General features: G+C 71.3%; 11 protein-coding genes and 1 pseudogene. 4 read left to right on the plus strand and 8 right to left on the minus strand.

Translation table 11 applies throughout. From position 1 onward, the window contains the following. Positions 1 to 112: 112 nt before the first annotated feature. A complete protein-coding gene (locus AC3CH1_RS35400; RefSeq protein WP_488466621.1) occupies positions 113 to 1,249 on the minus strand; it encodes a PQQ-dependent sugar dehydrogenase in 1,137 nt (378 codons plus the stop codon). Positions 1,250 to 1,726: 477 nt separating this feature from the next. On the opposite strand from AC3CH1_RS35400, the gene AC3CH1_RS35405 reads away from it, so the two are divergent. Further along, entirely contained in the window at positions 1,727 to 3,847 is a 2,121-nt protein-coding gene (locus tag AC3CH1_RS35405) for a glycoside hydrolase family 6 protein (protein WP_488466622.1), read from the plus strand. A gap of 101 nt (positions 3,848 to 3,948) precedes the next feature. Here AC3CH1_RS35405 and AC3CH1_RS35410 read toward each other — a convergent pair. From AC3CH1_RS35410 to AC3CH1_RS35440, 7 genes and pseudogenes are all read right to left on the minus strand, one after another. Further along, positions 3,949 to 5,879: pseudogene (locus AC3CH1_RS35410) on the minus strand (HtaA domain-containing protein). 151 nt (positions 5,880 to 6,030) lie between these two features. Further along, positions 6,031 to 7,206: an oxygenase MpaB family protein gene (locus AC3CH1_RS35415; RefSeq protein WP_488466623.1), complete on the minus strand. Its 1,176-nt coding sequence runs from the start codon at positions 7,204 to 7,206 to the stop codon at positions 6,031 to 6,033. Between the two features lie 86 nt (positions 7,207 to 7,292). Continuing rightward, positions 7,293 to 8,348 carry a polyprenyl synthetase family protein gene (locus AC3CH1_RS35420; RefSeq protein ID WP_488466624.1) on the minus strand — a complete coding sequence of 352 codons (1,056 nt, stop codon included), beginning with the start codon at positions 8,346 to 8,348 and terminating at the stop codon, positions 7,293 to 7,295. Then, positions 8,338 to 8,616 (minus strand): polyprenyl synthetase, encoded by a 279-nt coding sequence (locus tag AC3CH1_RS35425; RefSeq protein WP_488466625.1) that lies wholly within the window; start codon positions 8,614 to 8,616, stop codon positions 8,338 to 8,340. Before AC3CH1_RS35425 ends, AC3CH1_RS35420 begins: the two co-directional genes overlap by 11 nt. A gap of 329 nt (positions 8,617 to 8,945) precedes the next feature. After that, positions 8,946 to 10,091, minus strand: a complete 1,146-nt coding sequence (locus AC3CH1_RS35430) for an RNA polymerase sigma factor (protein ID WP_488466626.1) — start codon at positions 10,089 to 10,091, stop codon at positions 8,946 to 8,948. Between the two features lie 7 nt (positions 10,092 to 10,098). Continuing rightward, positions 10,099 to 10,506 carry a YciI family protein gene (locus tag AC3CH1_RS35435; RefSeq protein ID WP_488466627.1) on the minus strand — a complete coding sequence of 136 codons (408 nt, stop codon included), beginning with the start codon at positions 10,504 to 10,506 and terminating at the stop codon, positions 10,099 to 10,101. A gap of 325 nt (positions 10,507 to 10,831) precedes the next feature. Continuing rightward, positions 10,832 to 11,323 carry a MarR family winged helix-turn-helix transcriptional regulator gene (locus AC3CH1_RS35440; RefSeq protein WP_488466628.1) on the minus strand — a complete coding sequence of 164 codons (492 nt, stop codon included), beginning with the start codon at positions 11,321 to 11,323 and terminating at the stop codon, positions 10,832 to 10,834. A gap of 26 nt (positions 11,324 to 11,349) precedes the next feature. Between AC3CH1_RS35440 and AC3CH1_RS35445 the strand changes: the two genes are divergently transcribed. From AC3CH1_RS35445 to AC3CH1_RS35455, 3 genes are all read left to right on the plus strand, one after another. Beyond that, the gene (locus tag AC3CH1_RS35445; RefSeq protein ID WP_488466629.1) at positions 11,350 to 11,769 is read left to right on the plus strand and encodes a DoxX family protein; all 420 of its coding nucleotides are present in this window, start codon (positions 11,350 to 11,352) and stop codon (positions 11,767 to 11,769) included. 103 nt (positions 11,770 to 11,872) lie between these two features. Further along, positions 11,873 to 12,457, plus strand: coding sequence for a DUF998 domain-containing protein (locus AC3CH1_RS35450; protein ID WP_488466630.1), 585 nt, complete (start codon positions 11,873 to 11,875; stop codon positions 12,455 to 12,457). Positions 12,458 to 12,774: 317 nt separating this feature from the next. Continuing rightward, positions 12,775 to 13,800 carry a hypothetical protein gene (locus tag AC3CH1_RS35455; RefSeq protein ID WP_488466631.1) on the plus strand — a complete coding sequence of 342 codons (1,026 nt, stop codon included), beginning with the start codon at positions 12,775 to 12,777 and terminating at the stop codon, positions 13,798 to 13,800. The last annotated feature ends 277 nt before the right edge of the window (positions 13,801 to 14,077 follow it).

Raw genomic sequence — 14,077 nt, forward strand, 5'->3', positions numbered from 1 at the left:
GCCCGAGCCCCCTGACGTACGGCCGGAGCAGGGGGCAGGGGCCCGCCGACCACGACGATCGGCGGGCCCCGGCACCGGTCCGCGCAGCTGACGGCCCGTGCGTTTCAGCGACTCACGCGGGGTCGACGCGTGAGACGGCGCCGGCGCTGCCGAGGACGTACAGCTCGCCGTCACCGCCCTCGACGAACGAGATGACCTCGCCGCCGCTGACTCCGAGGTCGCCCACGCCGGTCACCTCGCCGTTCTCCAGCTGGAGCGTACGCAGCGTGCCGTCGCAGTAGTCGCTGAAGACATAGCTCCCCCGAAGCTCCGGGAGCGCCTCGCCGCGGTAGACGAATCCTCCGGTCACCGAGCAGCCGAGGCCCGTACGGTCGTACTCGTGGACCGGCGGGACGTGGTTCGCCGGCTCCGTGCCGCCCCGGAAGGGGTGGGTGCCCTCCATGGAGGACCAGCCGAAGTTCTCGCCGCCCTCGCTGTCCGCCGGGGCCCAGTCGATCTCCTCCCAGTCGCTCTGGCCGACATCGCCGATCAGCAGGTCGCCCGTGCCCGCGTCGAAGGAGAACCGCCACGGATTGCGCAGCCCGTAGGACCAGATCTCGTCCTTCGTGTTCGCGTCGCCCACGAACGGGTTGTCCGCCGGGATCGCGTACGGTTCGCCTCCGCTCGGGTCGATCCGCAGCAGCTTGCCGAGCAGCGTGTCGAGCTTCTGCCCGTTGCCGTGCGGGTCGCCGCCCGATCCGCCGTCACCGAAGGCGATGTACAGATAGCCGTCGGGGCCGAACTTGATGTCCCCGCCGTTGTGGTTCGCGTACGGCTGCGTCTGGGTGAGGACGGTGCGCCGGCTCTCCGGCTGGAGTCGGCCGTCCTCCACGGCGAACTCGTCCACCGTGCTGGTGCCTTCGAGGTCCGTGAACGAGATGTAGAAGTGGGCGAACGTCTTGTCGAACGCGACGCCCAGCAGGCCGCGTTCGCCGTCCGTGGTGGTCTCGTCGGAGATGTCGAGCACGGGCGCGCCGAGGCCTTGATCGTCCAGCACCCTTACCGTGCCCGCGCGTTCGGCGATCCACAGGGTGTCATCGGGTCCGGCCGCCCCGGCGGACGGGCTCTGGGCCCTGGCCACCTCGGTCAGGGACGCGTTCACCGGCTGGACCGGGGCGGCGGGCTCGTCGGCCGACGCCGTGGCCAACGCCAGTGACGTGACGAGGCAGAGCGTGCCGATGATCGCCGAGCTTCTGGTGCGAAATTTCACCGTGGCCTCCTGGAGGCGGCGAAGGGGGGAGGTCACCCGGCTGCTCGAGCGGAGTTGAGTGGGGGGCACGAGCCGGCAGGCAACCTGGGTGGGGGAGTGGGTGTGTCACCGGCTACAGGCGAGGATAGGGGGACGGACGTGGTCTGGCCTAGACCAGCGTTGCGGCGTCTTCTCCCGCCGCGTCGTTCGCGTACTCCGCAAGTCGGTAGTCGGCCAATCGTCGACGCGAACATGACCGGGGATCTCTACGTGCCGCCTGCTGCGCCGTTGATGGGAGCGCTCCAATTTCCTTCAACTACACGTTCGTGCAACGTAATTGCGCTGCATCGCTTGACAGTCATCGAATGCCGCGCCAGTTTGGGAGCGCTCCCACACACACGCTTCCCCACTTGAATCCCCTACCTCCTGAGCGTCACGGACCCCTGAACCCGTCCGTCGCCACCCTCGACGGACGTACGAGAGGAGCACGGAGCCGCAATGAGAAGCAGAGGCACCACCCCGCACGCACTCCGCAGAAGAGCGGCCGCCGCACTGTCCGCACTGGTCATGGGCGCCGCACTCGCGGTGGCCGTCCCCGGACAGGCGTCGGCCGCCGACCGCGTCGACAACCCCTACACGGGCGCCACCGCGTACGTGAACCCCGACTGGTCCGCCAGGGCCGCCGCCGAGCCCGGCGGCGACGTCATCGCGGACGAGCCGTCCTTCGTCTGGATGGACCGCATCGCCGCGATCGGCGGCACACCCGGCGCACGAGGCCTGCGCGCGCACCTCGACACGGCCGTGAGTCAGGGAGCCGACCTCTTCCAGGTCGTCATCTACAACCTCCCCGGCCGGGACTGCGCCGCCCTCGCCTCCAACGGTGAGCTCGGCCCCACCGAGCTGAGCCGCTACAAGGACGACTACATCGACCCCATCGCCGACATCCTCGGCGACCCCGCCTACGCGAGCCTGCGCATCGTCACGCTCATCGAACCGGACTCGCTGCCCAACCTGGTCACCAACGCCGGAGGGACCGCCGGCTCCACCCCCGAGTGCGCCACGATGAAGGCCAACGGCAACTACGAGAAGGGCATCGGATACGCCCTGCACACCCTGGGCGCGCTGCCCAACGTCTACAACTACGTCGACGCCGCCCACCACGGCTGGCTCGGCTGGGACTCCAACTTCGTCCCCGCGGCACAGCAGTTCAAGAAGGCCGCGACGACGGAGGGCGCCACCGTCTCCGACGTGCACGGCTTCATCGTGAACACGGCCAACTACTCGGCGCTCCGGGAGCCGCACTTCGCGGTGACCGACTCCGTGAACGGGACCACGGTGCGCCAGTCGCGCTGGGTGGACTGGAACTACTACGTGGACGAGCTCTCGTTCGCCAAGGCCCTGCGCACGGAACTGGTCCGGCAGGGCTTCGCCTCCGACATCGGCATGCTCATCGACACCGCCCGCAACGGCTGGGGCGGCTCCTCCCGGCCCGCCGGCCCCGGACCGCTGACCAGCGCCGACGCCTTTGTCGACGGTGGCCGGACCGACCGCCGCATCCACGCGGGCAATTGGTGCAACCAGAGCGGCGCGGGCATCGGCGAGCGCCCCACGACCGCCCCCGAGCCGGGGATCGACGCCTACGTCTGGGCCAAGCCCCCGGGTGAGTCCGACGGCAGCAGCGAGCCCAGGGACAACGACGAGGGCAAGGGCTTCGACCGGATGTGCGACCCGACGTACACCGGCAACGGCCGCAACGGCTTCAACCTCACGGGCGCGCTGCCCGACTCCCCGGTGGCCGGGCACTGGTTCTCCGGACAGTTCCAGGAACTGCTCCGCAACGCCCATCCTCCGCTGGGCGGCGGCAGCGGGGGCGAGGACGACACACAGGCGCCGACCGTGCCCACGAACCTGCGGGTGACGGCCAAGTCCAGCAGCAGCGTCACCCTCGCCTGGACGGCGTCCACGGACGACACCGGCGTCACGGGATACGACGTCCTACGCGACGGCACCCGGGTGGGGACGACGGCCACGACGACCTACACGGACACCGGCGTGAGCGCTTCGACCGCCTACCGCTACTCGGTCAGGGCCAAGGACGCCGCAGGGAACCTCTCGGCCGGGACCCCCGCCGCACAGGTCACCACCGAGCCGGGCGGCGGCACCGGAACGGGCGCGCTCAAGGCCGAATACCGCAACACCGACGGCTCTCCGACCGACAACCAGATCCGGATGTCCCTCCGCCTGGTCAACACCGGTTCGGCCGCCATCGACCTGTCCACGGTCACCGCCCGCTACTGGTTCACCTCCGAAGGCGGCGCGAGCACCTTCGCCACCGCCTGCGACTACGCGGTGCTGGGCTGCGGCAGCGTGACGCACGGCGTCCGGCCGGTGAGCACACCGGCCACCGGCGCCGGCCACTACCTGGAGGTCGGCTTCGGCGCCGGCAGCCTCGCGGCGGGCGCCACGACCGGCGAGATCCAACTGCGGCTCAACAAGAGCGACTGGTCGGCGTTCCAGGAGAGCGACGACTACAGCCGCTCCACCAACACCGCCTTCGCCGACGCCCCGAGGATCGGCGTCTTCACCGGCTCCACGCTCGCCTGGGGCACCGCCCCCTGACCCGCTCCACCACCGGCAAGGCCCCGGCACTGCCGCTGCCCCTCTCCCCGGACGACGGGAGGGGGGCAGCGGCGCGGAGGCCGGGACGGTCAGGAACCGGGTCAGCGCACGTCGACCCGGTCGCCGGAGCCGATCGTGCCCAGACGGGACGACGTGGCCTTGAACTGTGCCTTCCAGGTGCCGTCCTTCTTGGCGGTGAACCCCTTCGAGAAAACGCCCTTGCCGTTCGTGCGTACGGTCGCCGACTTGCTCCACTTGCTGGAGCCGTCGGCCTTGAACAGGATGATCACCGACTGGCCGGAGGCGTTCTTCCAAGTGCCGTCCAGGCTGCGCAGGGTGCCCTTGACGGTGATGGTGCGTCCCTTGCGGACCGGCTCGGGGGAGGCGTTGAAGCCGGAGACGGCGGTCCGCAGCTTGACGTCCACGTTGTCGGAGGTGCTGACGGCCGCGGCGCGGTCCGGGGTCCCCGCGTAACGGGCGCGCCAGGTGCCGTCCTTGACGGCGGTGACCGATGCCGAGGCGACGCCCTTGCCCGTGGTGCTGACCGTGGTGGCCCGGCTCCAGGTCTTGCCGCCCTTCGCCCGGAACTCGACCACGACGGGCGCCTTGGCCAGCGGCCGCCAGACGTCGTCCGTGGCGCCGGCGGTCTGGAGCGTGGCGACCACCTTCAGCTTGCCGCCCTTGCCGACCGGCTCGGGAGAGGCATTGAAGGAGACGATCCGGGCGGGCACCGCGGACACCGTGAGAGCGGCGGCCGAAGTGGCCGTCGCACCGGACGCGTTGACGAAGACGGCACGGTAGCGGTGGCCGTTGAGCTCGGCCGACGCCTTGACCGACAGGGTGGTCGTGGCGGCTCCGGCCACGGTGCTCCACGTCGCGCCACGGTCGGTGCTGCGCTCCCAGCGGACCGAGTCCGCGCCGGTCGCGGCGGCGGTGAACGTGCCGGTCGCGCCGGAGCGGACGGTACGCGAAGCGGGGTGCCGGGTCACGGTGGCGGCAGGGACCTCGACACCGAACTTGAGCGGCTGGGCGACGTCCTGGGCCCGGGAGGGCATCCAGGTGGAGTCGCTGCCGTCGTGCGAGTTGAAGCTCGTCACGAAGCAGGCGGTGGCGCGGCAGTCGACGACGGGCGCCCGGAGGGGGCGAAGGTCTCGGTGAGCTTCAGCGTGACGCCGAAGGTGCCGTCCGCGCCGACCTGACGGACGTACGCCGCGTTGCCGAAAACGCTGGGGTAGGTGGTGCCGGGCAGGGCGATGGACTGGGCCAGATACACGCCGCGCCCGGGCTGGTAGCCCTTGCCGCTGACGGTGACCTCGTTCTCGGCGCCCAGGCCGGTGACCTGGCTGACCGTCAGGGTGGGGACGCTGACACCGCCGCTGATCGCGAGGTGGTCCAGCGCCGTGCCGACCGCGTACATGGGCCGACCCTGGTAGGCGAAGATGGCCGCGCCATCGTCGGTGAGCGTGGCCGTGATGCCCGTCCAGTCCAGGACGGCTCCGTCGAGCGCGTCGGCGGAGGCGGTGAGCGCGGCGAGCGGCACGCCGGTCGTGGTCACCGGGGCCTTGCCGGCGGCGATGTCGGTCGTCACGTCCATGTGGAGCGTGCCCTTGCCGTCCTTGAGGACGACACGAGGGTTGGCGAGCGTGATGGCGGTTATTCCGTGACTCGGGACCGCGTAGGTGACCGAGCCGCCGAAGCGCACATCGGCGGAGCGCTTGGCAGGGTCCACCGATCCGTGCTTGACGGGATAGCCGACCCGTCCGGTCGCGTCCGCGGTCGCGCCGCCGGACACGTTCACCGAGCCGCCCGCGCCGGTGACGTAGCGGACCCAGGAGTCCTTGAAGCCCCAGGTTGACCGGCCGGACACCAGGATCGGGGAGGCCGCGGACGTGGTACCGCCGGCCTCGGCCCGCTCGGCCGCGTGGATGCCCGGAGTGGCGGCGGAGGCGGGAACGGCGAGGACGCCGGCGCCCACGGATACGACGGTCAGGGCGGCAAGAGCGGCCAGGCGGCCGCGGCGAGGCATGGACATGCGCTGCATGTCTCCTTCGGGGGAGGGGCACGGCGCACGTCTGGACGGAGCCGTTCCCGGGAGGCGAACGAAAGAAGGGGGGAGACCGGCTTCTCGGCGTGTGGGGACCCGAAGACGACACATCGCATATTAGGTGAGGCTTACCTAATTGTCACGACGGGGTGTGGCCGGGAACGGTGACGGCGGGCGGACTCCAGCGGCGGGCGCGGGACGGCCCGGGGGAGACGCCGTACTCCTCCTTGAGCTGTTCGGGGATGGCGTAGTGCATCACGCGTCCACGGGTGAGGGAGGACAGTTCGAGGACGGTGGTGAGGTGACCGAGGCGGTCCAGGGCCCAGGCGCCGAGGGGGGACCGGTCCTCGACGGTCTCCAGGACGCCGAGGAGGTGGGGTACGGCCTTGACGACGGTGTCCCAGGAGGTACGGGGCACCTGGAGCCAGTCGGCGCAGGTGGAGCCGACCAGGTGCCGGATGAGCGCGGAGACGATCGGGTCGAAGAGGGTCCCGGGTACGACCTCCTCGTAGAGGTCGATGAGCTGCCGGGTCAGCAGCGCGCCCTCCTCGGAGGGCCCCATGTGCCGGATCATGTAGAGATCGAGGAACCGGCGTGCCTCGTCCAGGGTCCGGGGGACGGCCTCCTGGCTGACGCCCAGCATCGCGCCGACCACGCGCCAGGCGTAGTAGTAGGCCGCCGCGCCCTCCTCCGACATATGGATGCCGAGGCGGTGGAGGCTGTCGAGCACGAGCAGCGAGAAGAACATCTGCCCGCCGATCAGGTCCTCCTGGCAGATCGGCGTCCCGAGCGCGTCGGTGTCCCACCGCTCCTCGCGCAGGAGGTGATGGCGGATCGACGCGTGCAGAAGCCGGACCTTCTGGGCGGCGGGGAGGAAGCGGCCCCCGGCCTCGAAGGCGTCGGGCCGCATCAGATAGACGGTGAACTGGCCGGTCTCCGCCATCCGTTTGGAGGGGTACTTCAACCCGTGGGTGGCGGAGAGGAGCTTCGCCACGTGCGGGACCACATAGCAGGTCGGCATGGAGGCGAACGACAGCGCGGTGGAGATATGCACGTTGTTGTCGATGAAGAACAGCCGGGCCCTCTCCATCTCCTCCCAGTCGACCCAGGCCGGCGGGGCGCTCGTGGCCTGGAGGTAGTCCCGGGCGACATCGGGCAACCCGTCCGGCAGGGGAGCGCCGGCGGTGGAGACGTAGCGCATCAGCGTGTTGAACGTGCCCACCTCCCCCCGTTCGAAGAGCGCGGCGACGGTGGCGTCGGCCAATTCGTCACCGCCCAGCCGCAGGGCGTTCATCGAAGCCTCGGTGTAGGTCAAGACGGACTTCCTTGTTCTCGGTGCGGTGCGGTGCGACGTGGTCCGGCGCGGCGCGGTGCGGGTGTCTTCGGCGGGCGGGCGGGGAGTCAGGACAGCCGGACGGTCGCCGAGTTCGCCAGCGCCGTCAGGGCGTCGGCCGCGTGTGACGGCACGTCCAGGTCATGGAGGGCGTCGAGGGCTTCCTCGACGCGCGCCGTGATCATGCCTTCGACAAGGCCGGGGGCCTTCAGCCCGCGCATGACCGCGCGCACCGCGTTGAGCCCGTCCTCGTCCAGGTCGCGCCGGCCCAGAAGGGCCCGTAGCCGGTCACGGTCGTCGTCACCGGCGACCCGCCAGGTCTCCGCCAGCAGGGCCGTGGGCCGGTGGCCGCACACGTCGTCGGCATTGGCCTTGCCGGTCCGTCCCGGGTCTCCGAACAGCCCGAGCAGATCGTCCCTCAGCTGGAAGGCCTCGCCCAGCGGCAGCCCGTAGGCGGAGTAGCCCGCCCGCAGCCGACCGCCGGCCCCGGCCAGCGCACCGCCGATCAACAGAGGCTGCTCGACGGTGTACTTGGCGGTCTTGTACCGGATCACCTTCAGCGAGGCGGCGGTGTCCGGCTCCGCCCCGGTGCGCAGGATCTCCAGGCACTCGCCCGCGATCAGCTCCCGGCCCAGCACCGTCCACAACGGGCGGGCCCGGCCCAGATAGGCGACGGGCAGACCGCTGGCTGTGAACAACTGCCCGGCCATCCCCATCAGCAGATCGCCCACCAGCATCGCCAGCGACCTGGCGGCGGCGACGGAACGCGGCCGACGGCGCACGGCGCCGCGCAGCGCGATGTGCGCGGTGGGGCGGCCGTGCCGCAGAGCGCTGTCGTCGATCAGATCGTCGTGCACGACAGCGGCGGCGTGGATCAGCTCCAGGGAGGCCGCGGCCCGCACCAGCGCGTCGCTGTCCGACTGCCCCGCCGCCCGCCAGCCCCAGTAACAGAACGCCGCCCGCAACCGTTTGCCGTCCGCGACGACCGCCTCCACCTGCTCGGCCACCGGGGTCAGGGCCGGGTCGATCGCCGCGAACAGCTCGGCCTCCCGGGCGACGAACGGGTGCAGCACCTCGTCGACCCGGAGCTTGAACGCGGTCGCGTCCCAGCGGTCAGGCGTCATCGGCGGCCCGCCGGGCGACGGCCTGCCGGGCGAGCAGCTCCAGATGGGCCGGCGGTGGGGCGGCGTACCGCCCCAGCACCAGGCGCCCGCGCGCCATCAGCTCGTGCTCGGCGTCCGCCGCCAGCTCCGCGGCGTCCGAGCGGCGCAGCAGCCCGCGCACCGCTCCCAGGGCCGAACCCACCGCGCTCACCGCCAGATCGGCCGCCCCCGCCACGAGCAGGACCACCCGCTCGTCCAGGTCCCCGTCGCGTCCCGCTTCTCGCGTCATGCCACTCCCCACCCCACAACTGCCGACGGCGCGGGTCGCGCGCCCGCCCCACAGCATTGCGACGCACCGGGTGTCGAAGGGGCGGAAGTCACGATCGAGTGATCTATTCGCTCGACCGTACGGTTCGCCGCTGCTGCTGCCGCAGTCGCGGGGGAGGTCACCGACCCGTCGTGACACGGGGAGGAGGCCGCGGTCTTGTGGTTTCCGCCAGTACGGCGGTGCGCCGGGGGCACGCGAGACTGTCCGCCGGAGCCGTGTGGCGTTGCCGCGCCGGAGGCGTATGACCTACCGGCCGCGCACCTCCGGACGCTGTGGGCGCTGTCGATCCGTCAGGGCCGAAGACCGGCGTTCAGCCGCGCGGCCTGGCGCGTGAGGTGGTCGCGCTCGGCGAGTGTGGGGGCCCGGTGGGCGGCCTCCGCGTACAGCCGGGCCGCCTTCGGCAGATCGCCGTCGCGCTCGTGGAGATACGCCGCCACCGCAGTGTGGCGGGGCAACGTGTCGCTCAGCGCGGCGAGTTCGGCCAGCCCGGCGCGCGGTCCGTCGGCCTCGCCGACGGCCACCGCACGGTTGAGCCGGACGACCGGGCTGTCCGTCAGGGCGGCCAGTTCGTCGTACCACTCGACGATCTGCACCCAGTCGGTCTCCCCGGCGGCCGGCGCGTCGGCGTGGAGCGCCGCGATGGCGGCCTGCGCCTGGAACTCGCCCAGCCGGTCGCGGGCGAGGGCCCCTTGCAGGATCTCGACGCCCTCGGTGATCGCTCCGGTGTCCCAGCGGCCCCGCTCCTGCTCGGCGAGCGGCACCAGGCTCCCGTCGGGCGCGGTCCGGCTGGCGCGGCGGGCATGGTGGAGCAGCATGAGGGCGAGCAGCCCCGCCACCTCCGGGTGGTCGATCGCCGCCGCGAGCTGCCGGGTGAGCCGGATCGCCTCGGCGGCGAGGTCGACGTCTCCGGAATAGCCCTCGTTGAAGACCAGATAGAGGACGCGCAGCACAGTGGCGACGTCGCCGGGCTGATCGAACGGCACGCCGGAGACGGTGCGCTTGGCCCGGCTGATGCGCTGTGCCATCGTCGCCTCGGGCACCAGGTAGGCCCGGGCGATCTGGCGGGTCGTGAGCCCGCCGACGGCGCGCAGGGTGAGTGCGACGGCGGACGACGCCGTCAGCGACGGGTGGGCGCACAGGAAATAGAGCTGGAGCGTGTCGTCCACCGTCGGCACGGGGCCGGGCGCGGGCTCCTCGTCGACGAGGTCCTCCCGCCGACGCCGGGCGGCCTCCGCCCGGGTCGCGTCGAGGAACCGCCGCCAGGCCACGGTGACCAGCCAGCCCTTCGGGTCCCGCGGTCGCTCGTCCGGCCATACACGCACCGCCTCGACCAGGGCGTCCTGCACGGCGTCCTCGGCCGCCGCGAAATCTGCTCCGCGGCGGACGAGGATTCCGAGGACGCTCGGTGTGAGGCTCCGCAGGAGGGCCTCGTTCATCGTGGCGTCACTCCGTGACGGTGGGCGGCGCGGACAGGAACGGGCGGACCTCCAGCCACTCGTGGATGGGCTTCCCGCCCGCCCCCGGAGCGGCGGACAGCTCCCCGGCCAGTTCGACGGCGCGGTCGTAGCCGTCGACGTCGATGATCATCCAGCCGGCGATGAGGTCCTTGGTCTCGGCGAACGGCCCGTCGGTGACCGGCGGGCGGCCCTCGCCGTCGTACCGGACCCACGCGCCCTCGGGGGCGAGTGCCGAGCCCTCGACGAACTCCCCGGTCTTCTCCAGCCGGTCCGCGAAGTCCTGCATGTACTGCATGTGCGCCGAGATCTCCTCGGGCGTCCACCGGTCCATCGGTACGTCGTTGACCGAGGCCGGGGCTCCGCGGTAGTGCTTGAGCAGAAGGTACTTGGCCATGGTGTCACTCCTCGGTGCTGTGCGGCTCATTGCGGCCGCTTTCACTCCAGGGACGGAGCCGGATGCGGGTTCTCGACATCGTCGCCCGAAAACCTCGCGAAATCTTTTCGGCGGGCCGGGCACGAGCCCGCGATCCCCGCTCGCGCGGGCCCCACGGACGTAACCGCACAGGCCCCGCGTGACGGCCCACGGGACCGCCACGCGGACTGCACGGACCCCACCGCGTTCACCTGCCGGAACGGCGCTGACGCCCTTGGAGCACACGGCCCGGGGCTGCCCCGGAGGGCAGCACGGTCCCTGCCGACGGCGCCAAGGACAGCGGGGCTCATTCCTCCGTGCAGCTGAAGTCCTGTGGGGAGGTCCGCAGCTTGCCCAGCAGTCGGCGCAGCGTGGCCCGGTCGCGCTCTGACAGGTCCGCGAAGAGTTCGTCCTCCACGGTGTCGAGTGCCGTGTCCGAGGTTCGGAGCTGCGAGGCACCCCGTGGAGTGATCTCGACGATGTGGCGCCGCCGGTCGGCGGTGTCGCGACGACGGTGTACGAGATCGTCGCCCTCGAGATCGTTGAGGAGGGCCACGAGGATGCTGGGGTCGACGTCGAGCCTCTCGATGAGCGCCTTCTGGGTGACCGGCCCGTCGGCCAGCTGCAGGAGCGTCATCATGTGCCGCGGGGTGAGTCCGATGGCCGCGAGCGCCTTGTGGATGAGGGTCTGCGTCGCGTTGCCGTGGTAGGCGAGCAGGAACTCGAGGCGGTAGCCCGGATCACCGGGAGACGTCGAAGGCCCCGCCGATGGCTGGGCGGCCCTGTCCTGAGCTGGCATTCCACCACGGTATCAGGGCACATATTGTGGAACATCTAAAATCGTTTATAGTCATCAACGATCTAACCGTTCGCATCATTGATGATCCCGAGGTGGCCATGTTCATCGCCTACGCCGTGGTCGGCGTCCTTCTCGCCTTCGCGCTCGGCGCCTCCGCCGTGCTGACGTTCACGCGCAACGAGGCCATCACGGCCTCGATGGCCAAGGTGGGCGTCCCCGGCGCCTGGTTCCCCTGGCTGGCCTCGCTCAAGGCGGCCGGTGCCCTCGGCCTCCTGATCGGCCTCGGCGTGCCGCTGATCGGATCCGCCGCAGCCGTCGGCGTCGTCCTCTACTTCATCGGGGCCGTCGTCACCCACCTGCGTGCCAAGGACTACGAGATCGCGCCGCCCGTGGTGCTCGCCCTGCTGGCCGCCGCCGCACTGGTCCTGCGCGTGCTGTCGGCCTGAGCGCCCCGACCGCTGCCGGCTCCGGTGCGTGGACGGGGGCACGGGTCGATCGAATCGAGCGGATGTCAGCAATGATCGAGATAATCGTATCTATGCTGCTTCGATGCGATCTGCTCCCTGGTGGGCCTTGGTCTCCTCCGGATGCGCCCCCGTCCTTCTGGTGGGCTCCTGGATGATCGCGCAGCTGCGCCAGGGGCCGGAGTACGACCCCGCGGGGCAGACCCTGAGCGTGCTGGCCTCCTACGGTGCTGCCAGCTACTGGCTGATGACGGGGATGCTGCTGGTACTGGGGACGTGCTACGTGGCGACCGCGCACGCGCTCCGCCAGGCGGCGCCCGCCGGCCGGGTGGCCCTGGCCGGCGGCGGACTGTGCGCACTGGCCCTGACGTTGGTGCCCGCCCCGAACAGCGGCGGGGCTTTGGAGCACGGCGCCGTGTCCACCATGGGCCTCGTGCTGCTGGCGGTGTGGCCTCCCCTGGCCGCCGTCCGGGACCGGAGACCGGTGCCGTGGGGGCTGAGGCTCGATGTGTCGCTCGCCGCGAGCGCGCTGATGGGCGCGAGCGCCCTGTGGTTCCTGGCCGAGCTGCAGAGTGCGGGGGCGGCCGGCGTGGCCGAGCGTGTTGTGACGTTCGTCCAGGCCCTGTGGCCCTTCCTGGTGGTCGTCTCCTGCCGTAGGAGCGCGGCCTGACGGAACCGAAGCCTCGAAGACGCGGAGGAAACGCGCCTACGCGCTGTTGGCCCCACGCCGCGGCCAGGCGTCGAGAGCCGGGCAGTCGCGGTCCGCCAGGCCGCGCCGGGGGCCACCCGGTGGAGCAGGGCCGGGCCGGGGTGCATGGCGACGAATCGCGCGCGTGGACGGACATCCACGCGGCGATCGTGGACCTGCTTGCGGGCCATCCACCGGACGGATCGGCGGTAGCGCTCTCCTGGTTGGCGCCCGTGCCGGAACTCTTCCTGGGGCGGTCATGAAGGCCGTTGTCAGAGGCGGTGGGCAGGATTGAGCCCATGAATGCCACTCCTGTCACTCCGCCCCGGCCCATCGACGTCGCCGCGGTCTTTCCCCAACTGGCCCCGCAGGCCCGCACGGCGACCCGCCTGCACCCGCGCCCCGGGGGGCCGACGTGGCACGACAGCTCGATCGGCGGGCCGCTGCTGTGGCCCGCCGAGGAGCCGTGGCCCCACTGCGAGGGACCGCATGGGGCGGATGGCGTCAACCGGGCCCGGCCCCTGGCGGATCTGCGGCTGGAACGACGGATCTTCGCCGCCTCGCACGGTCGGGACCTGACTTTGGAGGAACGGGAGACTCTCGAGCGGATCCGGCCTCCTCGGACGCGTCCGGTGAGGGCGGCGGTCCAGGCGTACGACGGCCCCATGGCGATGTTGCCCGTGGCGCAGCTGTACGCACGGGATGTCCCCGATCTGAGCCCGCCGGAGGGCAAGGACCTGCTGCAGGTTCTGTGGTGCCCCTTCGATCATCCGATCATGCCCAGGACCCTGCTCTTCTGGCGTTCGGCAGCCGCCGTCACCGATGTCCTCGACACGCCCCCCGAGCCGCCCGCAGTGCAGTTCGACGGCTATCTACCGGAACCGTGCGTGCTCGAACCGGAGCAGATCACCGAGTACCCCGACCATTTGGAGCTGAGCGAAGAACTTCGGGAGCAGCTCCAACAATGGAGTGTGCCGCAGGCAGCAGAGGAAGACATGGACCCGGACACGTATTACGACTGTGTGCTGTCCAACGCACCCGGCTGGAAGGTCGGCGGCTGGCCCGCTTGGAGCTCCACCGACCCCAGCTCGCGGCTCTGCTCCGAGTGCGGCACCGGCATGGAGGTCCTGATGACCGTCGCCACGTTCGAGGAAGGGGACGACGCCGGGAACAGCTGGTCCCCGCACCCCCATCCAGGTGCTGGACCGTACCCCGGCCACCGCGGCTTCAACGCGACCGGGGTCCAGATAGGCAGTGGCTACCGGCAGCACCTGTTCGTCTGCACGGCGGAGCCCGAGCATCCGCACATCGAGTTGATGACGTAGCCCGTCCGCCGTGTGCAGCCGGGGCGTCACGGTGCGTCACGGTGCGAGCATGCCGTGACGCCGAGCGGCCACGAGGCTCAGGGTGCCTGCCCGCGGCCCGACATCCGAGAAGGAAGCAGGCCATCCCTGACCCGACCGCGCCGCATCGCCCCAGGTCGAGCACGTGGGACGAGCGACCGCCGACGTCGAGGAACAGCATCGGACGCTGCGCGGTGCGAGTCACAGGAGGACGAGGGCGGTGACCCCACCGGGCACGGGACGGGCGTCAGGGCCACGA

Source organism: Streptomyces sp. MGP-P1 (assembly GCF_057766565.1).